Source organism: Saccharothrix luteola, from assembly GCF_020859565.1.
GTDB classification, from domain to species: domain Bacteria; phylum Actinomycetota; class Actinomycetes; order Mycobacteriales; family Pseudonocardiaceae; genus Actinosynnema; species Actinosynnema luteola.
Map to the genome: position 1 here is coordinate 61,606 of NZ_JAJHUO010000002.1, position 19,184 is coordinate 80,789.

Genomic DNA, 19,184 nt, shown 5'->3' on the forward strand with positions numbered 1-19,184 from the left:
GATCGTGGCGTTCGAGGGCGCGGGCCGGGACGGTCACCTCGTCCAGACGTTCACCACGGAGTCCGAGCACGACGACCTCAGCGCGTCCGAGTACGCCACCTCCATCGCCGCCCTCGACAACTGGGTGCGCACCGGCCGGAAGCCGACACCGCAGTCGATCGCGGACTCCTGCACGACGTTCGACAGCACCTACGGCAGCGGGGGTTTCCACGATCCCGACTACCGCCCCGCCTCGTACCACACCCGAGTCCGACCCCCGGCGGGGGAATCGCGCCCTGACCGAGGGTGCCGCGGCGATCCCTGACGCCGGCGACCTGAGTGCACGCGGTTCAGGTAGCGGTGACGTCGGTGTCAGGGGTTCGGGTGGGCCGGACACCCAGGTCCTCGGTGGGCACCCGGAACGTTTCCCGGGCGGCCGCGACGGCGGCGATGTTGACCGCGCAGAGCGCGGCGGTGAGCACCGCGACCGGGATCCAGCCGGTGGTGCCGGTCCCGGCGATGGCGGCGCCGATGGTGGGGGCGAAACCTGCGATGGCGAAGCCGATCTGGGTGCCGATCGCCATGCCGGACAGCCGGACGCCGGTCTTGAACATCTCGCCGTAGAACGCGGGCCAGATGCCGTTGGCGGCGCTGTAGACGACGCCGAACATGACGATGCCGACCAGGAAGATCATCGGGTAGTTGCCCGCCGAGATGGCGGCGAAGTAGGCGAACACCAGCACGGCGCAGCCAACCGAGCCGGTGATGAACACGGGTTTGCGGCCCACCCGGTCGGCGAGCGTGGCCCACAGGGGGAGAGCGAGCAGGGCGACGACGTTGGCCAGCACACCGACCCACAGCATGGACGACCGGTCGAGTCCGACGGTGTTCACCGCGTAGCTCAGCGCGTAGACGGTGAAGATGGTGCTCACGGAGGCGATGAGTGACGCTTGCACGACGCGGAGCACGTCGCGCCAGTGCTCGCGGAACAGCACGGCGACCGGCAGGCGGGCCACGCTGCCGGTGGCCTTCTGCCGCTCGAACACCGGTGTCTCCTCCAGACGGCGTCGGATGACGTAGCCGGCCACGACGACGACGAAGCTGGCCCAGAACGGCACCCGCCAACCCCAGGACAGCAGCGCCTCCTCGGGGAGCGCGGCCACGGGCAGGAATACCGCGGTGGCGAGGATCTGACCGGCCTGGGTGCCGCTGAGCGTGAAGCTCGTGTAGTACGCGCGGCGGTGCGTCGGTGCGTGTTCGAGCGTCATCGAGTTCGCGCCCGCCTGCTCGCCCGAGGCCGACAGGCCTTGGAGCAGCCGCAGCAGCACGAGCATGACGGGAGCCAGCACACCGGCCTGGTCGTACGTGGGCAGGCAGCCCACCAGGAACGTGGCCACGCCCATCAGCATGAGCGTGAAGACCAGCACCTTCTTGCGCCCCAGGCGGTCGCCGACGTGGCCGAGCAGGAACGCGCCGACGGGCCGCGCCACGTAGCCGACGCCGAAGGTCGCCACGGACAGCAGGGTGCCGGTGGCCGGATCGGACGCCGGGAAGAACACCTTGTTGAACACCAGCGCCGCGGCGGTGCCGTAGATGAAGAAGTCGTAGTACTCCAGAGCGCTCCCGATCCAGGCCGCGACCGCGGCCTGCCGGGGCTTGCCTGCCCGTTGCGTGGTCACTGGGGTGCTCCTGGTGTCAGGCGTCGTTGCGAGGTCAGCAGCCGGGCCGATCGAGCGAACGGACTAGATAGTTAATTAGGCTGATGTGGCGGCGGTCACTTTGTCAAGGGGTGACGATCAGCGGACGGTCAGGTGCGCCAGGACGAGGTCGCAGAGCATCCCGCGGTAGTGGGCGCGCAGGGCGGGGTCGAGCATGTCGCGCTTGAAGATCGCGTTGAAGGTGTGCCGGTTGGCCGTGCGGAACACGCAGAACGCGCTGATCACCATGTGCACGTCGAGCGGGTCGACGTCGTCGCGGAAGACGCCCGATTCCCGGCCCCGGTCGAGGATCCTGGCCAGCACGTCGAGCGCGGGGGAGGCCAGGCCGGTCAGCACGGAGGAGCGGGCGATGTGCTCGGCGCGGTCGATGTTCTCGATGCTGACCAGTCGGACGAAGTCCGGGTGGGACTCGTGGTGGTCGAACGTGAGCTCGGCCAGCCGCCGGATGGCGTCGACGGGGTCGAGGTGCTCGACGTCCAGTTCCCGCTCGATGGTCCGGATGCCGGTGTAGGCCCGCTCCAGTACCGCGATGTAGAGCTGTTCCTTGTTGCCGAAGTAGTAGTAGATCATCCGCTTGGTGGTGCTCGTCTTCGCGGCGATCTCGTCCACCCTGGCGCCCGCGTACCCCTTGTCGGCGAACTCGGTGGTGGCGACGTCGAGGATGTCGGCGCGGGTCCGGTCGGGGTCCCGGCCGCGGTCCGGTCCGTCGGCGGGGCGTCGTGCCGGAATGGCACCGGGAACCTGAGCGGCCAACGACTTCCCTCTCCGACCGTGGATCTGTGTCGCCACTGTAGCGAGGTGCGCGGTCCGGGGCGTCCCAACGCACGGCTAAGTAACTATCTGGTACGTTCATTACGTCCGCGGCACTGCGGAGGCGACGATGGACGGCCCGGAACTCCACCTGGACATCGCGACGGTGTGCTTGTCCGGCACGCTCGAGGACAAGCTGGCCGCCGCGGGCGCGGCCGGCTTCGACGGCGTCGAGATCTTCGAGCACGACCTGGTCGTCTCGCCTTGGTCGCTGCGGGAGGTCCGTGCCCGCTGCGCGGACCTGGGGCTGTCGATCGACCTGTACCAGCCGTTCCGCGACTTCGAGGCGGTGCCGCCGGACGTGCTCGCGGCGAACCTGCGCCGGGCCGAGCGCAAGTTCGACGTGATGGAGCAGCTCGGGGTGGACACCGTGCTGGTGTGCTCCTCGGTCTCGCCGGACGCCGTCGACGACGACGACCTCGCCGCCGAGCAGCTGCACGCGCTGGCGTGCCGGGCGGCCGACCGGGGCATCCGGATCGCGTACGAGGCGCTCGCGTGGGGGCGCTTCGTGAACACCTACGAGCACTCGTGGCGGATCGTCAGGCGTGGTGACCACCCCGCGCTGGGGCTGTGCCTGGACAGCTTCCACGTGCTCTCCCGCGGCAGCGACATCGCCGGGATCCGGGTGATCCCCGGCTCGCGGATCTTCTTCCTGCAACTGGCGGACGCGCCCCGGTTGAGGATGGACGTGCTGCAGTGGAGCAGGCACCACCGGCTCTTCCCCGGTCAGGGTGCGTTCGACCTGGCCGCCTTCACCGGCACCGTGGTGGCCACCGGCTACGACGGCCCGGTGTCGCTGGAGGTGTTCAACGACGTCTTCCGGCAGGCCGACCCCGCCCGGACCGCGGTCGACGCCATGCGCTCGCTGCTGCTCCTCCGCGAGGACATCGCCACCACGGGTCCGGTGAGCGTCCGTGACCGGATGGGCGTCGCCGACCTGCCCGCCGCGCCACAACCGACCGGGTACGCGTTCTGTGAGCTGACCACCGCCGGTTCCGGCGCTCCCGACCCCACGCCGGTGCTCGCCGGTCTCGGCTTCGTCCACATGGGACACGACGAGTCGAGCTCGGCCCGGTTGTGGCAGCAGGGGGATGCCCGGATCGTGGTCCGGACGACCGGGTTCGGTGGCGTGCGGATCGGCGCGCTGGGTGTGGAGACCCCGGACCCGGCGGTCGCCGCGCGGCGTGCGGAACGGCTGCTCGCCCCGACTGACTCCGGTGGTGGTGCGGACCCGGCGGTCACCGCGCCCGACGGCGTCACGCTCGTCTTCTGCCGCCCGGGAGGCGACTGGACGGCGGACTTCACGGCGGCGGAGCCCGCGGCGGTGCACACCTGCGGCATCACCGGGATCGACCACGTCTCGCTCACCGAGCCGTTCGACGACTTCGACCGCACCGCCCTGTTCTACCGGGCCGCGCTCGGCCTGCGCCCGGAGCCCGAGACCGAGTTCGCCGCACCGTTCGGCCTGATCCGCAGCCGTTCGGCGACCGATCGCGACCGGCGGATCCGTATCGCGCTGAACGTGGCGGCGCTGCGGCGCGGCGACTGGGCGCCCGCCGTGCCCGACCCGCAGCACATCGCTTTCACGTCCGAGGACGTGGTGGCCAGCGCTCGGGCGATGCGTGCGCTCGGCGCGCCCCTGCTCGACATCCCCGACAACTACTACGACGACCTCGACGCGCGCTTCGCCTTGCCGCCCGGGCGACTCGCCTCGTTGCGCGAGTGCTCAGTGCTCTACGACCAGGACGAGCACGGCCAGTTCCTCCACTTCTACACGCACATGCTGGGATCGCACCTGTTCTTCGAGGTCGTCCAGCGCATCGGCGGGTACCAGGGCTACGGCGCGGTCAACTCGCCGGTGCGGATGGCCGCACATCGCCAGTTCCGGTTGACCCGGGAAGCCGCCGACCGACCCGATCCCCGCCCGCGCTGAGCACGAGCGCGTCGAAGTGGCGCATCATCCGGTCCGCGTCGGGCTCGCGGCCGGTGAAGAGCCGGAACGCCTCCGCGGCCTGGAACACGACCATGCCGCCACCGTCGAGCACCCGACAGCCCCGCGCGCGTGCCGTCCGGAGCAGTTCGGTGGCCAGCGGCCGGTAGACCACGTCGGCCACCCAGAGCCGCGACGTGATCAGGTGCGCGGGCAGTGGCAGTCCCGGGTACGCGGTCATCCCAACGGGTGTGGCGTTGACCAGGCCGTCCGCGTCGTGCAGCACGCGGGCCAGCGTGACGTGGTCGTCGTCAAGGCGTCCGGCCAGGGCGCGGTCCGGGCCGAAGCGGTCGCGCAGGGAGCCGACGAGCACGTCACCGCGGTGGCGGTCGGCGTCGAAGACGTGAACGGCGCCCGCGCCCGCTTCCAGCAGCGCGTGGGCGGCAGCGGCCCCGGCGCCGCCCGCGCCGAGGAGGACCACCTGGTCGAGCGGGGCGTCGGGAAGGCCCAGCCGGAGGTTCCGGGCGAAGCCGGCGAGGTCGGTGTTGTGGCCGATGGCCTTGCCGTCGGTGAAGACCACCGTGTTGACCGCTCGCAGCGCGGCGGCTTCGGGGGACAGCCCGTCGAGGTGGCGGAGCACGACCTGCTTGCACGGGTGGGTGATGTTGAGGCCGTCGTAGCCGGTCAGCCTCGCGGCGGCCAGGAGGTCGCCGACGGCCGCCGCCGGCAGGCCGAGGACGATCAGGTCGAGCGTGCGGTACAGGCAGCGCAGCCCCGACTCGTCGGCCTCGCGTTCGTGCAGCGCGGGGCTCAACGACGTCCCGATACCCGACCCGACCAGGCCGATCAGGAAACGGTCCTCGTCGCGCACTCCCGCCACAGCCGCCACCCCGTCCACGATAATGAACGTACTAGATAGTTACTTGTACTCCATTCGTCGCCCTCGCGAAAGACGAGGCATGCGCTCGCAGCCGCAACGCGCGCGTCATGCTGTACTACGCGGACAACCAGTGAGCCTTTCCAACCTCATCCGGCGTTGAGGTGGAGTGTGAGGACGGCTCTGGTCAGGTCGGTGATACGGGTGGTGGAGCAGCGGAGTCTGCGCAGTAGCCGCCAGTTCTTGAGGGTGGAGACGGCGCGTTCGCCGTGTGCGCGGATGCGGGCGTGGGAGTGGTTGACCGCCTGCTGGCCGGGCGAGAGGTTGTGCCATCTGCCGTGGTAGGGGACGCGGACCGGACCGCGGTCAGATCATGGACCGAACCCGGCAGCGCGGGCGAGACTCAGAGCAGTCGCCCGGCCGGGTCGGCGAGGACCTGGACGTTCATGCCGTGGCGTTTGTGCTTTCCCGAGTAGTACGGACGGTCCGCGGCGATCCGGTCGATGCGCAACAGGGTGCCGTCGAGGACGACATAGGCCTTGCACACGACGACTCCCATCGCGTCGGCCAGGTCCGGTGCCAACGCGGCCAGAAGTTGGACGGCTTCGTGGATGTAGCGGCAGGCGGTGGCCAGACCGACGCCGAATCCGGCGGCCAGGCGGGTGCAGGTGTCGCCGCAGCGCAGATGGGCCAGGACCAGGAGGGCCTGGCGGCCGGGGTCGAGCTTGCGTCACCTGCTGCCGATCCGGCGCGCTTGATGGCGTGGGGGAGCTTCAAGCCGTGCGCGCCGATGTTCTCGGCGGCGGTGAGGTGGTCGACGTCGAACTGCCAGAAGGACTCCCCGACCGCGGTGATCCCGGTCGAGCCGTCCAGCCAGACCGCGTGGGTGCTGCCTTTGATCGAGGAGTCGGTGGGTTCGAAGCGGAGAGTGGAGACCGTTCGGTTTCCTCGGGTCGCGCGGTGTCGTAGAACGCCAGATGTTGGCCGGTGTTGCCGAGCAACCCGGTGCGCCGGTCGGGGCTGAGGCTGATCGCGTGGCCGCCGGAAAGTCCGTCGTAGTACTCGATCCGGGAGGTGTGGCGTCCGCTGACCGGGTCGTACTGGAACACGCAGAACCCCACGCGGCCTTCCAGGCCGTTGAGCCCGTTGCCGTCCAGGGCGATGTGGAACGCGTAGGGGTAGCCGTCGGGCCTTGATCTGTTGCCGGCTTCCTCGATCGTGTTCATGTCTTGAGCGAATCACGCCCGACTCGGGCGGGCCACGTATCGATCGGGCGACACGTCCGGTGGAAGTCCGTGGTCATCGGGTGAGGACGTAGCCGTCGTCGGGGCGGTGGTCGCGGGAGCGGCGGAGATCGGCGAGGGCGAAGGTGCGTTGGACCCAGCGGTCGGCTCCGTCGTAGCGGGGGCGGAAGGGGGTGCGGCCGTGCACGGTGATCCGGTTGTCGATGACGGCCATGTCGCCGGGGGTGAGTCGGGTGGTGCGGGCGGCGGTGTCGAAGGCGTGGGCGAGTTCGGCCAGTGCCGCTTCGGCCCGCGGGGTCGCCGGGGTGGTGGCGATCTGGGCCATGCGCATGTCCGGATCGTCCACCGCGCCGAACAGCAGCGGTTGCGGTGCGCGAGTGGTGTTGTCGACGCCGAAGGACGGTGGTGGTCGAAGGATGAACTCCGGCGCGAACAGCGCGTCACGGGTGGCTTCGGGAAGCAGCGGCAGCACCTCCCGCAGGCACGCCGTGCGCAGGGCGGCGGTGCGGTCGTGGTCGGCGCGCAGGCACAGCAGCAGCACGTGGTCTGGTTCGTGGGGATGGAAGGCGTTCTCGTTGTGGAAGGTCAGCAGGGCCGACCCGGCGTTGCCGGAGAAGTTCTCCTTGCCCGGCACGGGCACGACGTCCTGCACGAGGGCACCGGACTTCTCGGCCAGGTACGCGGCGGGGTCGCCGAGCCCGCACGCCACCATCGTCAGCACCGCCGCCGCGACGGTGGCCTCGCGCTGCACCGACTCCGGCCTCGACGGCGTGGCCGACAGCGCCGCTCCGTCCACCGGCAGCCCTCGGATCACCAGCACCCCGTGCGGGCCGGAATGCCGCCGGAACCGGCGCACACCGCGCCGCAACGCCAACGGCAGCTCGTCCCAGGCGTCGCGGGCGCGCTCGACCCACTCCGGCGCGTCGACGGGATGCCGGTCGGAGCACAGGGCGCGGGCGATGCGGTCGACCTCGGCGGTGTCGGACGGTCCCAGTTCCAGGACGGCGGTCGCGGTGGTGGCGGTCTCGGGCATCGGTGTTCGCTCCTGGTTCCGGCGCGGGCGGCTGGTTCGGGTCAGTGCCGCAGGGCGGCCACGGCCTCGGCGATGTAGTGGTCTCCGAAGCGGAGCAGCGGCGCGTACTGGGCCGCCCGTCGGTGGCGCATCAGCCGCAGTTCGCCCACGGCGTTGTCCGGGCCGTCGGGCAGCTGGGCGATCGAGCGTCGCAGACGCACCATCGAGTAGGCGAGGGTGACGTGCCGTTCGCTGTCGATCAAGTCGGCTTCGAGCAGCGCGTCACGCGCGGCGGCGAGTTCCGGGTCACGGCCGGCCAACTGCCCATAAGGCTGGGGAACGACCGCGAGCAGGTCCTTCATCGCCGTGCGGAAGGTCTTGTAACCACGGTGTTGTCGTCCGCTCAACGGACGCGCCACCTCGGGCGGCTGCATGGAGGGCCGCACCGCGGCGGCGTAGTACTCGACCGGGATCGTGCTCGCGTGGGTCATGGCCGCCGGGAAGCCGCGTACGAAGGCGGTGGCGTGGCCCAGCCGCCGCAGGGCGGCCTCGGTTGCCCCATGGCGCAGGTGGTGCGCGGCGTCGGTCACCGCGACTGCCGCGCAGACGTTGAACAGCACGTGCACCTGGTGCCCGACGATCCACCGGGCGGTCCACCGCTCTTCCAGCGATGTCTCCTCGGCTGCCCAGGCCGTGGGGAACGGCTCGCCGAGCGGGCCGTCCGGGCTGCCGGCCCCGGTCAGGTCCAGCACTGCCTGCGCCATGCCCGCGACTTCGACCGCCAGGTCGGCACCCGACAACGGCGCGTCGCACAGGTCCCGCAGACCGCGCTGCACCACCGAAGCACCGTGCCAGGCGGCCTGGTCGTCCGACAGGTCCACCTCGCGCACGCGAAAGAACGACTGGCTGGTCGACTCGGCCGAGAGGTCCTCACCGACCACGGCCGCGCCACGCGCGGACAGCGCCGCCACCAACCCGTCCGCGACCGCCGAAGCCCGCCTCAGGGCGGCGGTGCGCTCAACGGGCCCGGCGTGCGTGGGCACCGCGGCCAACGCCGCAGCGGTTCGTTGCGCCGAGGCACGCGCGGAAAAATCGAGGTCAGGGACGGTCCCGCCGGGTCCCGGGTCCCTGAACACGGCGACAGGCGGATACCGGGCAGCCGTTGGGGGATCCACGACCTCGAGTATCCCGGCCCGCAAATCCTGCGGGGCCACCCGATCGGGTATCCCACCTGCCGCCACCCCGGCGATTTCCGGGTACCTGAGATGACGACGAGTCACCACTGCGGCCGGGCCGCTCCAAGGACGGGAGCCGGTGTCCACGGTCACCAGCGCGTCGGCGATGTCGACATCCGTGCCGATGGCGACCGCTTGCAGGTGGGTCGCCCGCAGGAGTGGGTAGTAGGTCTCTCCGAACAGACCGCCGGAGAGTCCGGTTTCGCCGTGGGTGGGCAGGAACGGTGCGGTGCCGGAGTGGGAGTCGTTGACCTTGATGATGCCGCCGTAGGTGTTGGCGTCGAGCAGTGCGAGCACGTCACCGAGGAGGTCGGGGCCTTCTTCGGGGACGACGATCGGCAGCTGTGGGAAGAACGTCTCCTCGGTGACGGCGGGGAACGTGTGTGCTGAGCTTCCGACTTGTATGTAGGTACCGGCCAGGCTGACTGGATGATCACCAGTTGTAGCTTGCCGGAGGCGCTGGGCCGGGCTCGCTCGTGAGCTTCCTGCCACCCTGGACAGGGTTGGCTCTCCGGGGGTTTGTGGCCCGGCCCGGCGCCGGCCGCGGTCTGACTCAACAGAGGAGTGGGCTCCACAAACCGGAAGTCGGAATGTCGATCGCGGTTCCTCCTTGTCCGGCAAGGAAGGGCTGTGATCGATGATCGTGATCGGGGTTGACCCGCACAAGTCCAGCCACACGGCCGCGGCACTGGACCACGCGACCCACGGCACGCTGGGCACCATCCGGGCGGAGGCCACGCTGGGGGACTACCGTCGGCTGTTGGCCTGGGCCAGGAGGTGGAGCGAGCGGCGCTGGACGGTGGAGAACGCCCGCGGTCTGGGCCGGCACCTGGCGCAATGGCTGATCGCCCGGGGCGAGACCGTGGTCGACGTCCCGCCCACGGCCACCGCCCGGATACGCGAGCTCTCGCGCGGCGGCCGACCCAAGAACGACGTCCTGGACGCCGCCGCGGCGGCCGCGGTGGCCGCCCTGCGTGGCGAGACCGCCCCAGTGGTGGCCGAGGACGCCTCGACGGTGTTGAGCATGCTGGACGAGCGGCGCGGCAATCTGACCCGACAACGCACCCGCACGGTCAACCAGCTGCACGCGCTGCTGCGCGAACTGCTCAGGATGCCCTGCAGGCACAGCCGGTCGGGTAGACGCTTACGACCGGCATTGCGGGTTCTGCGCGGCACCACCGGCAACAACGACTCGATCCGCTCTGACAGATCGTCCGGGACGAGCCACGGCGGCGACTCACCCTCCTCACGACCGAACATGATCTATATCGGACATGCCCGACGCCACCACGGTGATCATTTTGTTAGGACCAGTCAGCGTCCGCGCCTCCTCGCGGTCGCCTGTGCGGTGCCGGTCGAGCAACGCAAGACGAGGCCGGACCAGCGACCAGGCACAGGACGCGTGATCGGGCGAGGTCGTCCTTGCAGGGTGTACGCCCACTGCATTGGTGCAGGTGTCATCGGCCTTGACGGATCTTGGTGCGACCACCGACATGGCACATACAAGCGCTGAGACGTTCACTTCCGCCTCGTGGAGGCGTACGGACGGTGACAATTCCGGGTGCCTCGTGTGGGATCCGTCCCACCTGGACTGATCGACGTCGTCGCTGCCAAGTCGGGGTCGTGACTCACAACCTTCGTCTAGAAGGTGGCTCGAGTCCCACGAATGCGTGCTTGAGACGCCTTGTCGTTCGCGCACGCGATCGAGCCGTCCGCGCCGGTGACGTCGGCCAGCGCGTAGAAGCGCGCGGTCTCCAGGACGTCGAGTCGTTGGGTGACGGCGAGGTCCCGTTTGATGCCCCAGCTGACGGAGCGTCGGTCGTGCCACCACAGCGCCGCGTCGGTCTGGTCGGCGGTGCGCGCGGTGCTCGTCGTCGAGCCCAGTCGCTTGACCTCGTCGAAGTCGCGGGTGTAGGCCTGGCTCGTGAGGGCGGGCGGTCCGGGGGTGCGGAACATGGTCACGCCCGGATGGCGAACGGTTTCAGGAAGCCGACCCAGGCGCCGGTGTTGTCGAAGCCGGGGGAGTGGGGCGGTACTGACCAGGCTCGGTGCCGACGGTCCAGGGGCGGGGGTCGAAGGCGCCGTCGTCGTGCCGTGCGGTGATCATCGCGGTGGCGGCCTGTGCGCCGACCCGGATGCCGCCGCGCTTCGCCGGTCCCTCGGGGATGCCGGCGAGCTACTGGTGGTACTGCGTGCGCAGCCTTTCCTGCTGAGCAGGGAAGATGGCGTCCAGCACCCCGGTAGGCGGCCGTGCCGACGGCGGCGTCGGTCGACTCGCGTCCGTTGGCCCGCGGTGCGAGGAGGTAGGGCTCGTACGGCGTGCCGGTGATCGCGTTGACCGCGTCGTGGACCGCGCCGTTGACCATCGCGAAACCGCGTCCGGCGACCTGCGGCGGCGCCTGCTGCGCGATGTCCCAGATGGCGGTCTGCGCGTGGAGGTCCCAGTCGACGACCGAGTTCGGTGACGTGTTCGCCTCGGCGGGGGCCGGCGGCGCGAGGGCGAGCGACGCGGTCAGGGCGAGAACCGTGTGAACCGCCGTGCGGCGTGTCATGGTCATCGTCAACCCCGGGTGCATCCGTTCCGCATCGACACGACTGCGCAACGTATCGCCGGGGGTCCGGGAGGCGCAGCACCACGCCTGCGTGGGCGGGAAGGGGCCTCTCGAATCCCGGCCATGACCGGACGGAGACGTCACCTGTTCGGGAAATTCCACGCAGGAACGGAAAACCCCGGCTCGGGCACCGCCGTCGCGTGGGACGGAGGTGGCCGAGCCGGGGTCGGGGGTGTGCGATCAGACGGCCGCCGGGCCGCGGTAGGTGGCGTCGCCGAAGGCCAGCATCGGGTAGCCGACGAACCCGAACAGCCAGAGGCCGACGACGCCGAACCCGCTGCCCTTGCCGAACGACTTCGCCATGTCGATCGCGACGAGCAGCGAGATGACGATGTTGACGATCGGGATGAAGAACAGGATCAGCCACCAGCCCGGACGTCCCACGATCTTGAGCTGCACGTAGATGTTGTAGAGCGGGATGATCGCCGCCCACCCGGGCTTGCCCGCCTTCGCGAACACCTTCCACATGGCCACGATCAGGAAGATGCCGATCACGAGGCCGATGATGGCCGGGACGATGATGGCGGACGAGTCGGTCTGGTTCACCGCGTGGTTCCTTCCGGCAACCGGCGGAGTTGCGCGCGCTGATCGCACGCATCGGGGTTCCCCCAACCGGTCGTGGCGCGGACGTTCCCAGCCCGCGAGGGCGGACGCACCGCTGTTGGCCGATTCGTGAGCTGTTCGAGATCAATCCAGTGCTCCAGCCCGCCGGATCGCCGGCCGGCGGGTGTCCGGCCATCAAACGGGTGATGACGGCCGGAGGTGCTGCGATCGAACGGCCGGGGTGCCATGTTGAGGGTGGCGTAGTGGCGTGCACTCTGGCGAGGGGGCGCGATGCGGCGGACAACGGTCGTCCTGCTGACGGTGACGGGCCTGCTCGCGGGGTGCCTCGGCCAGTCGCGGGACTCGGATCCGGAGCGCAACGCCGACGCCCAGGACGTCACGTTGACGATCACGGCCAACGCGGTGGCGGGCGGGAAGAACGCGCGCGGCGCGGACTGGATCGCGAACTGGGTGATCCCGCGCTTCACCGAGGCGCAGCGGGCCAAGGGCGTCAACGCCACGGTCCGCTTCGAGCAGAACGGCGCGGGCGACGAGGACTTCAAGACGAAGGTCGCGCTGGACCTCAAGACCGGCGGCGGCGGTGACATCGTGGAGCTGGACGGCATCTGGCTCGGCGAGTTCGCCCAAGCCGGCCACGTCGAGCCGCTGGACGAGGTGGTCGGCGCGGACGAGGTCGACGCGTGGGACGGCTGGCGGCAGATCCCCGACGCCGTGCAGGGCCTGGGCGAGTTCGACGGCAGGCGCTACGGCGTGCCGATGGGCACCGACGGCCGGGTGCTGTTCTACAACAAGAAGCTGTTCGCGCAGGCCGGCCTGCCCACCGACTGGCAGCCGCGCAGCTGGGACGACGTCCTCGACACCGCCGCGAAGCTCAAGTCGCTGCCCGGTGTCTGGCCGCTGCAGCTCAACGCCGGGACCGCCATGGGTGAGGCCACCACGATGCAGGGCGTGCTGCCCGCGTTGGCGGGCGCCGGCGCCGCCGTGCACGAGAACGGCAAGTGGCAGGGCTCCACGGCCGGCGTCAAGGACGTCCTGTCGCTCTACCAGCGCGTCTACCGGGACGGGCTCGGCGACCCGATCCTCCAGCAGGAGGCGAAGGGCCGTGACCGGTCGTTCGCGATGTTCGCCGAGCACAGGATCGGCATCCTGCTGGAGAGCGACTACTTCTGGCGCTCGGTGGTCGAGCCCCGCGTCGGCGTCGCCAAGATGGCGGACCGGGACACGGCCGTCGGGTGGGCGCTGATCCCGGCGCGCGTGCCGGGGGCCGGGGTCGGCGGCCAGGACTTCGTCAGCACGTCCGGCGGCGGCGTGCGGGTGATCAACCCGAACACGCGGTACCCGCGGCAGGCGTGGGAGCTCATGGAGTTCCTCAACTCGGCCGAGGCCGTCAAGTCGGCGTTGGCGGGCGCCGCGCAGGTCACCCAGCGCACCGACGTGAACGACGAGGTGCTGGCCGGCGACCCGATGCTGGCCTTCATCGCCGAACGGGTGCTGCCGATCACCCGGTACCGGCCCGGCCTGGCGGACTACCCGAAGGTGTCGGCCGCGTTGCAGCAGGCGACCGCCGACGTGGTGGCGGGCCGGAGCCCGGACGACGCCGCCCGCTCCTACCACGAAGCGCTGGTCAAGGCGGTCGGCGAGGACGCCGTTGCGGGCGGCTGAGGGCCGCGACCCGGCGGGGCTCGGCACCACGCGGGCGATCGGCTTCCTCGCGCCGGCGCTGCTGCTGGTCGGCCTGTTCCTGGTGTTCCCCGCGCTGTGGACGCTCTACATCGGGATCACCGACTACCAGCTGGCCGGACCGGCCGCGGCCGAGCCGAGCGTGGTCGGCCTGGACAACTTCGCCACCGCGCTGGACGACCCGCTGTTCGCCAACTCGCTCTGGCTGACCGCGTTGTTCGTGCTCGGCTCCGCGCTCGTCGGGCAGAACGCGCTCGGCTTCGCGCTCGCCTGGTTCCTGCGCCGGGTGCGGCCGGGGCTGCGGCGCACCGTCGAGGCCTTCGTGCTGCTGGCGTGGATCCTGCCCGGGCCGGTCGTCGCCTACCTGTGGTTCGCGGTGCTGAGCCGGGACGGCGGCACGCTCGGCCTGCTCCTCGGCCGACCGGGGACGGCGTGGCTGGTGGAGTACCCGATGGCGAGCCTGATCGTGTTCAACGTCTGGCGCGGCACGGCGTTTTCCGTGCTGCTGTACACCTCCGCGCTGCGAGCCGTGCCGCCGTCGCACCTGGAGACCGCCCGGCTGGCCGGCGCGGGCGGCTGGCAGACCGTGCGCGACGTGGTGTTCCCGCACATCCGCGGGCACGTGCTGACCAACACGCTGCTGATCAGCCTGTGGACGGCCAACGACTTCACGCCGTTCCTGCTCACCGCGGGCGGCCCGAACCACGAGTCGGAGGTGCTGCCCGTGCTGATCTACCGGCAGGCGTTGGAGAGCGGGCGGCTCGGGTACGCGTCGGCGATGTCGTTGCTGCTGCTGGTCGGGAACCTGGTGGTGGCGCTGGTGTACCTGCGGCTGCTGCGCAGGCGCGCGTGACGCCGGCGTGGGTGGTGCGCCGGATCGGCTCCTACGTGCTGATCGCGGTGGTGCTGGCGTTCTTCGCGGTGCCGATGCTGTGGCTGGCCGGTGCGCCCTTCGACGCGCGGCCGGGGTTCGGCCTGCGCTGGCCGGAGTGGACGTCGGCGAACGTGATCGCTACCTTCGGCCACCCCTACGTGGTGCGGTCGTTGGTCAACTCGCTGGTGCTGTGCGTGGTCGCGACCTCGGTGACGACGGCGTTCGCCGCCCTGGCCGCCTACGCGCTGTCCCGCGTGCGCATCCCCGGCCGGGACGTGCTGCTGTACGTGCTGCTGTTGCTGTCCAGCGTGGTCACGGGCACCGCGGCCATGGTGCCGCTGTTCGTGCTGATGCTGCAGCTAGGGCTCGTCGACTCGCGCTTGGGCACGGCGCTGGTGATCGCGGGCGGCATGCTGCCCGCCGCCATCTTCATCCTGAAGGACTTCGTGGACTCCGTGCCGCGCTCGTACGAGGAGTCCGCGCGGGTGTTCGGCGCCTCGCCCCGGCAGGTGCTCGGGCACGTGGTGCTGCCGATCGCCAGGCCGGGGCTCGCGATGATCCTGGTGTGGTCGTTCGTCAACGCGTGGGGCAACTTCCTGCTGCCGTTCCTGCTCCTGCGCGACATCGGCAAGCAGCCGGCGGCGGTGCTGATGCGGACGTTGCAGGACGAGGGTGGCAGCGCGAACCTGACCGTGATCCCGGTGTTCTCGCTGCTGTACTCCATCCCGGTGGTGCTGCTGTACGTGTTCGTGGACAAGCGCTACGGGTTCCGATTCCACGGGGGCATCAAGAGCTGATGGCGCGCATCGACCTCACCGGGCTGTCCACTGTGTACCCCAACGGGGTGCGCGCGGTGGACGCCCTCGACCTGGGCGTCGTGGACGGCGAGCTGTTCGCGCTGCTCGGCCCGTCCGGCTGCGGCAAGACCACGTTGCTGCGCACGATCGCCGGCCTGGAGCCGTCCTCGGCGGGCGCCATCACGATCGGGTCGCGCGACGTGACGCGGCTGCCACCCGGTCGGCGCGGGGTGGCGATGGTGTTCCAGGACTACGCGCTGTTCCCGCACATGACGGTGGCGGAGAACATCGCCTACCCGCTGCGGGTGCGCCGTGAACCCAAAGCGCGACAACGCGAAGCGGCGGTCGAGGTGGCCGAGGGCCTGAGCCTGTCCGCCCTGCTCGACCGCAGGCCCGGGCAGCTGTCCGGCGGTCAGCAGCAACGCGCGGCGCTGGGTCGGGCCGTCGCCGCGGGCGCCGACGTCCTGCTGCTGGACGAGCCGCTGTCCAACCTGGACGCGCGGTTGCGGCTGGAGGCCAGGACGTTCCTCAAGCGGTTGCAGCACGACCTGGCGCTCACGACCGTCTTCGTGACCCACGACCAGGCCGAGGCGTTGGCGCTGGCCGACCGGATCGCGGTGATGGAGGCGGGCCGGATCCGCCAGCTGGGCACACCGCGCGAGGTGTTCCAGCGGCCCGCCGACACGTTCGTCGCGAACTTCATCGGCTCCACCCCGATGAACCTGATCGCAGCTCGGGCCCGCGACGGTCACGTCGAGTGCGCCGGGGCGAGGTTGCCGGGTCCGCCGGGACTGGCCGACGGCACGCCCCTCGTGGTCGGTGTGCGGCCGGAGTACCTGGCGCCGGCCGGCGAGGGCATCACCGGCCGGGTGTCCACGGTCGAGAACCTGGGTGTGTCGTCACTGGTGACCCTCGACTGCCCGGACAGCACGCTGATCAGCCTCACCGTGCCGGAGCAGGAGGAACCCGCCCTCGGCGCGTCCCTCACCGTCGCCGCCGCACCCGGCAGGCTGCTGTACTACGGCGCGGACGACGGCCGCTTGCTGGGCGGCTGACCCGTCCGGCGGAATGCACCTCGCGCAACGTGGGTCCGGACCGCGCAAGGCACGCCGCCGGCGTGCCGGATCGTCGCTACACTCGGTGATCTTCCGGCGGAGGGTGTCCGATGTTCGAGTTGGTGGCGAAGCTCGCGGAGATCCTGTCGTCACACTGGGTGCGGTTCCTCGACGGCCGGCGGTCGGGGCGGGACGCCGAGGTCGCGGCGCACATCGTCGGCGTGGTGCTGGCACTCCAGGAGCTGTGCGTGCGCGGCGAACGGCTGCTCGTGCTCGCCGAGGAGCTGGCCGGCGACTCGCCGGGGCCGCGGACGTCGGCCGAGTTCGAGGGCGTGCTGGCCGAGCAGGTGCGCGAGGTCGGGGCGCTGCGGCTGAAGCTGTCCGACGCGAAGCCGCTGCTGGCCACCGTCGACCCGCTGTTCTACCCGGAACTCGCCCCGGTCGTGGACCAGAAGTCCGGCCTGCTGACGCGGTGGGCCAGGCAGGCGTCGCTGAGCGCGTTCTCCACCACGACCCTGTTCTTCCTGCCGTCGCGCGAGGTGGCGAGCCTGGTCGACAAGGCAGGCGGGGGAGCCGAACTCGACCGCGGCCCGTACGCGCACGCCGTGGCCGAGGGCGTGCGCGCGGTCCGGGCGCGGGAGCTGCGGGACCTGCGCACCGCCGCCGCCAAGGGCACCGGGATCCACGCCGAGATCGCCGCCGCACGGGCGGGCCTGGCACGCACCAAGGACTTCTGCGCCACGTTGCTCCGGGCGACCGAGACCGCCGTCGGGCCGGAGGCGATGACGCGGCTGCGGCGCGAACTGCTGCCCTGAGCCCGAGCCGGTCAGCGGTGGTGCCGCAGTTCCCGGACCAGCTCCGGGTCGCGCGGGTAGCCCATCGTGGCGAACGCGATGCTGCCGATGTCGGTGGCCAGCACCGTCGTCCGGGCGAAACCCAGCAGCACGGCCAGCCGGTCGACGTTGAACATCATCCGCTGGAACAGGCCGGTGCTCCTGAGGGGTTCGTCGATGCGGACCTCGTCCACGCTCAGCTCGACCCGGTCGGACCAGCTGAACTGGAGCAGCGCCGTGGCGGAGCCCTGGCGCAGGACGACGTCGACGCTGCCGCTCCCGCCGGGGTACAGGGCGAGGTCGGCACGCGCCCCGTCGAGCCGGTGGAGCAGCGTCGCGGCGAACCGGGACGGGCTGATCGGCGCCCACTCGCGCCACGTCGCCACGAACTCGTCGTCCAGGCCCACGACGGTCAGCCCGGGCTCCAGCCGGCGGAAGGCCGCGAGGTCCGCGGGTTCGACCGCCTGGCCGGGTCGCTCGGACGGCGTCACCGAGATCCGAGCGGCATCGGCCACCAGTTCGTCCCACAGCGGGTCGGGGCGGAACGGGGGAAACGGCAGTTCGCCGCCGAGCGCCTCCCAGGCGCGCCGCCACCACGCCACGGCGCGCACCGGCCGCATCCCGACGAGCGTGGCCGCGACCACCTGGCACCGCACCAGCAGCAGCGACGCGCCGACACCCACCAGCTCGATCGGCCCCGGCCGCTCGCTGGTCAGGGCCGCGTGCTCGGCGGCGTGCTCCATCTCGGAGTAGGCCACGATGTGGGGCGCGTTGGTGACCTGGAACTCGATGGCCGAGTCCAGCACGGCACCGGTGGACACCGGCTGGAACACGACGTCGTCCGGGGTGAGGATCAACGGCCACAAGCCCTGCTCGTCACCCATCACGAACTCCACGGCGGGGTCGCCGTTGGGCGCGCGGATGGCGCGGTGCCTGCGGACCGCGTCGGCGTCGATCCGGACCGCGTCGTCGAGGGCCGGCACGTGCACGCGGACCCCGTTCGCGACGGTGGTCACTCGAAGGCCGGGCAGGTGGTCGAGCGCGCGGGTGATGTCCGTCGGGTCCATGCGGCCTCCGATCGTCGCCTGCGACCATTCTCCACTCACGGTGCACCCGGCGCGGCTCCTTCCCGGTGTTGGTCGAGTCGTGGGGGATTCGTGAGCCGAGGCGTTGGCCGGCCAGGCGTTCACCATGTAGAATAGTGGGAAAGTATCGCGCCATCTGTTGTACGCGAACGATGTGAACCACCGCGGTCGAAGCGGTGCCGCAGAAGTCTTTGGCAGCAAAGCACTGGCCGTCGGGAACGGGACGCGGTGCGGCTCTCGGTGATCTGCGGGACGTGGTCGTGGACGCGTCGTGCTCCCTCGACGTGACCGGCCCGGTCCTGCCTTGTCCTGGGAAGCGGAAATCACGTCCACGGGAATCAAGTCCGCGCGGATTGAAGTCCACAGTGGAGGTTCTGGCCCGGACGCCACGGCGAACCGCGAAGCAGGAAGAATCACGGCGAAAGAGGAAGACATGGCCATCAGCGAAGACCACGTCCGAACCGAACCGGATGCCGACGACCGCGCCGCGATCGCGGCACTCCCCGTGAACCTGACCTCGGCGTGGCGGGCGCAGGACGCCGAGGCGTTCGCCGAGCTCTTCATCGACGACGGCACGATGATCCTGCCCGGCCTGTACCGCAAGGGCAAAGACGACATCCGCGCCTACATGGCCCAGGCCTTCGAGGGACCGTACCGGGGCACCCGGGTGACCGGTGACCCGCTCCACCTCAAGATGCTCAACGACGACAGCGCGGTGCTGATCACCCAGGGAGGCGTGCTCGCCCCCGACGAGACGGAAGTCCACCCGACCCGGGAGATCAGGGCCTCGTGGTTCGTCGTGCGCCAGGGCGGGCAGTGGAAACTGGCCGCGTACCACAACAGCCCGGTCAACACCTGACCGCCTGACTCCGTCCGCGG

The 19,184-nt window shown here is 70.8% G+C and carries 19 protein-coding genes and 1 pseudogene; 8 read left to right on the forward strand and 12 right to left on the reverse strand.

The features are described 5' to 3' along the window. Window positions 1-33: 33 nt before the first annotated feature. The 3 genes from LNK82_RS02085 to LNK82_RS02095 all read right to left on the reverse strand — a co-directional run bounded on the left by LNK82_RS02085 (window position 34) and on the right by LNK82_RS02095 (window position 2,450). Window positions 34-189 (reverse strand): hypothetical protein, encoded by a 156-nt coding sequence (locus LNK82_RS02085; RefSeq protein ID WP_230565174.1) that lies wholly within the window; start codon window positions 187-189, stop codon window positions 34-36. 140 nt (window positions 190-329) lie between these two features. Next, the gene (locus tag LNK82_RS02090) at window positions 330-1,658 is read right to left on the reverse strand and encodes an MFS transporter (protein ID WP_230565175.1); all 1,329 of its coding nucleotides are present in this window, start codon (window positions 1,656-1,658) and stop codon (window positions 330-332) included. Between the two features lie 117 nt (window positions 1,659-1,775). Beyond that, window positions 1,776-2,450, reverse strand: a complete 675-nt coding sequence (locus tag LNK82_RS02095) for a TetR/AcrR family transcriptional regulator (RefSeq protein WP_230565176.1) — start codon at window positions 2,448-2,450, stop codon at window positions 1,776-1,778. Window positions 2,451-2,577: 127 nt separating this feature from the next. Here LNK82_RS02095 and LNK82_RS02100 point away from each other — a divergent pair, with 127 nt between their 5' ends. Next, window positions 2,578-4,440 (forward strand): sugar phosphate isomerase/epimerase and 4-hydroxyphenylpyruvate domain-containing protein, encoded by a 1,863-nt coding sequence (locus tag LNK82_RS02100; RefSeq protein ID WP_230565177.1) that lies wholly within the window; start codon window positions 2,578-2,580, stop codon window positions 4,438-4,440. Here LNK82_RS02100 and LNK82_RS02105 read toward each other — a convergent pair. The 5 genes and pseudogenes from LNK82_RS02105 to LNK82_RS02125 form a co-directional block, all read right to left on the reverse strand. Continuing rightward, window positions 4,355-5,335 carry a shikimate dehydrogenase gene (locus LNK82_RS02105; RefSeq protein ID WP_230565178.1) on the reverse strand — a complete coding sequence of 327 codons (981 nt, stop codon included), beginning with the start codon at window positions 5,333-5,335 and terminating at the stop codon, window positions 4,355-4,357. The genes LNK82_RS02100 and LNK82_RS02105 overlap by 86 nt on opposite strands. A 128-nt stretch (window positions 5,336-5,463) precedes the next feature. Continuing rightward, window positions 5,464-6,146, reverse strand: a pseudogene (locus LNK82_RS02110) (transposase family protein). Continuing rightward, window positions 6,088-6,540: a hypothetical protein gene (locus LNK82_RS02115; protein ID WP_230565179.1), complete on the reverse strand. Its 453-nt coding sequence runs from the start codon at window positions 6,538-6,540 to the stop codon at window positions 6,088-6,090. Before LNK82_RS02115 ends, LNK82_RS02110 begins: the two are co-directional and overlap by 59 nt. A 73-nt stretch (window positions 6,541-6,613) precedes the next feature. Further along, the gene (locus LNK82_RS02120) at window positions 6,614-7,591 is read right to left on the reverse strand and encodes a TauD/TfdA family dioxygenase (RefSeq protein WP_230565180.1); all 978 of its coding nucleotides are present in this window, start codon (window positions 7,589-7,591) and stop codon (window positions 6,614-6,616) included. A gap of 41 nt (window positions 7,592-7,632) precedes the next feature. Further along, a complete protein-coding gene (locus LNK82_RS02125; protein ID WP_230565181.1) occupies window positions 7,633-9,426 on the reverse strand; it encodes a 3-methyl-L-tyrosine peroxygenase-related protein in 1,794 nt (597 codons plus the stop codon). Between the two features lie 16 nt (window positions 9,427-9,442). On the opposite strand from LNK82_RS02125, the gene LNK82_RS02130 reads away from it, so the two are divergent. Then, the gene (locus LNK82_RS02130; protein WP_230565182.1) at window positions 9,443-10,318 is read left to right on the forward strand and encodes an IS110 family transposase; all 876 of its coding nucleotides are present in this window, start codon (window positions 9,443-9,445) and stop codon (window positions 10,316-10,318) included. Window positions 10,319-10,446: 128 nt separating this feature from the next. On the opposite strand, the gene LNK82_RS02135 is transcribed toward LNK82_RS02130, so the two are convergent. The 3 genes from LNK82_RS02135 to LNK82_RS02145 form a co-directional block, all read right to left on the reverse strand. Then, window positions 10,447-10,767 (reverse strand): phosphatase PAP2 family protein, encoded by a 321-nt coding sequence (locus LNK82_RS02135; RefSeq protein WP_230565183.1) that lies wholly within the window; start codon window positions 10,765-10,767, stop codon window positions 10,447-10,449. Continuing rightward, window positions 10,764-11,363: a hypothetical protein gene (locus LNK82_RS02140; RefSeq protein WP_230565184.1), complete on the reverse strand. Its 600-nt coding sequence runs from the start codon at window positions 11,361-11,363 to the stop codon at window positions 10,764-10,766. The genes LNK82_RS02135 and LNK82_RS02140 overlap by 4 nt, the downstream gene beginning before the upstream one ends. Before the next feature lie 234 nt (window positions 11,364-11,597). Further along, window positions 11,598-11,963, reverse strand: a complete 366-nt coding sequence (locus tag LNK82_RS02145) for a DUF5684 domain-containing protein (RefSeq protein ID WP_230565185.1) — start codon at window positions 11,961-11,963, stop codon at window positions 11,598-11,600. Between the two features lie 288 nt (window positions 11,964-12,251). On the opposite strand from LNK82_RS02145, the gene LNK82_RS02150 reads away from it, so the two are divergent. The 5 genes from LNK82_RS02150 to LNK82_RS02170 all read left to right on the forward strand — a co-directional run bounded on the left by LNK82_RS02150 (window position 12,252) and on the right by LNK82_RS02170 (window position 17,202). Next, the gene (locus LNK82_RS02150; RefSeq protein ID WP_230565186.1) at window positions 12,252-13,643 is read left to right on the forward strand and encodes an extracellular solute-binding protein; all 1,392 of its coding nucleotides are present in this window, start codon (window positions 12,252-12,254) and stop codon (window positions 13,641-13,643) included. Next, window positions 13,630-14,514, forward strand: coding sequence for a carbohydrate ABC transporter permease (locus LNK82_RS02155; protein WP_230565187.1), 885 nt, complete (start codon window positions 13,630-13,632; stop codon window positions 14,512-14,514). Before LNK82_RS02150 ends, LNK82_RS02155 begins: the two co-directional genes overlap by 14 nt. Next, complete coding sequence (locus LNK82_RS02160) at window positions 14,511-15,332, forward strand: carbohydrate ABC transporter permease (RefSeq protein WP_230565188.1); 822 nt, start codon at window positions 14,511-14,513, stop codon at window positions 15,330-15,332. The genes LNK82_RS02155 and LNK82_RS02160 overlap by 4 nt, the downstream gene beginning before the upstream one ends. Continuing rightward, window positions 15,332-16,387 (forward strand): ABC transporter ATP-binding protein, encoded by a 1,056-nt coding sequence (locus tag LNK82_RS02165; RefSeq protein ID WP_230565189.1) that lies wholly within the window; start codon window positions 15,332-15,334, stop codon window positions 16,385-16,387. The genes LNK82_RS02160 and LNK82_RS02165 overlap by 1 nt, the downstream gene beginning before the upstream one ends. A 110-nt stretch (window positions 16,388-16,497) precedes the next feature. Further along, window positions 16,498-17,202 carry a hypothetical protein gene (locus LNK82_RS02170; protein ID WP_230565190.1) on the forward strand — a complete coding sequence of 235 codons (705 nt, stop codon included), beginning with the start codon at window positions 16,498-16,500 and terminating at the stop codon, window positions 17,200-17,202. An 11-nt stretch (window positions 17,203-17,213) separates the two neighbouring features. Here LNK82_RS02170 and LNK82_RS02175 read toward each other — a convergent pair whose 3' ends face one another. After that, window positions 17,214-18,287 carry a hypothetical protein gene (locus tag LNK82_RS02175; RefSeq protein WP_230565191.1) on the reverse strand — a complete coding sequence of 358 codons (1,074 nt, stop codon included), beginning with the start codon at window positions 18,285-18,287 and terminating at the stop codon, window positions 17,214-17,216. A gap of 322 nt (window positions 18,288-18,609) precedes the next feature. Here LNK82_RS02175 and LNK82_RS02180 point away from each other — a divergent pair, with 322 nt between their 5' ends. Then, the gene (locus tag LNK82_RS02180) at window positions 18,610-19,164 is read left to right on the forward strand and encodes an SgcJ/EcaC family oxidoreductase (RefSeq protein ID WP_308257143.1); all 555 of its coding nucleotides are present in this window, start codon (window positions 18,610-18,612) and stop codon (window positions 19,162-19,164) included. The last annotated feature ends 20 nt before the right edge of the window (window positions 19,165-19,184 follow it).

Excerpts from the sequence above, each read along its gene's own strand:
- LNK82_RS02115 (WP_230565179.1), bottom strand. The coding sequence starts at position 6,540 with ATGAACACGATCGAGGAAGCCGGCAACAGATCAAGGCCCGACGGCTAC.
- LNK82_RS02170 (WP_230565190.1), top strand. The coding sequence starts at position 16,498 with ATGTTCGAGTTGGTGGCGAAGCTCGCGGAGATCCTGTCGTCACACTGG.
- LNK82_RS02140 (WP_230565184.1), bottom strand. The coding sequence starts at position 11,363 with ATGACCATGACACGCCGCACGGCGGTTCACACGGTTCTCGCCCTGACC.
- LNK82_RS02120 (WP_230565180.1), bottom strand. The coding sequence starts at position 7,591 with ATGCCCGAGACCGCCACCACCGCGACCGCCGTCCTGGAACTGGGACCG.
- LNK82_RS02100 (WP_230565177.1), top strand. The coding sequence starts at position 2,578 with ATGGACGGCCCGGAACTCCACCTGGACATCGCGACGGTGTGCTTGTCC.
- LNK82_RS02130 (WP_230565182.1), top strand. The coding sequence starts at position 9,443 with ATGATCGTGATCGGGGTTGACCCGCACAAGTCCAGCCACACGGCCGCG.
- LNK82_RS02175 (WP_230565191.1), bottom strand. The coding sequence starts at position 18,287 with ATGGACCCGACGGACATCACCCGCGCGCTCGACCACCTGCCCGGCCTT.
- LNK82_RS02165 (WP_230565189.1), top strand. The coding sequence starts at position 15,332 with ATGGCGCGCATCGACCTCACCGGGCTGTCCACTGTGTACCCCAACGGG.
- LNK82_RS02150 (WP_230565186.1), top strand. The coding sequence starts at position 12,252 with ATGCGGCGGACAACGGTCGTCCTGCTGACGGTGACGGGCCTGCTCGCG.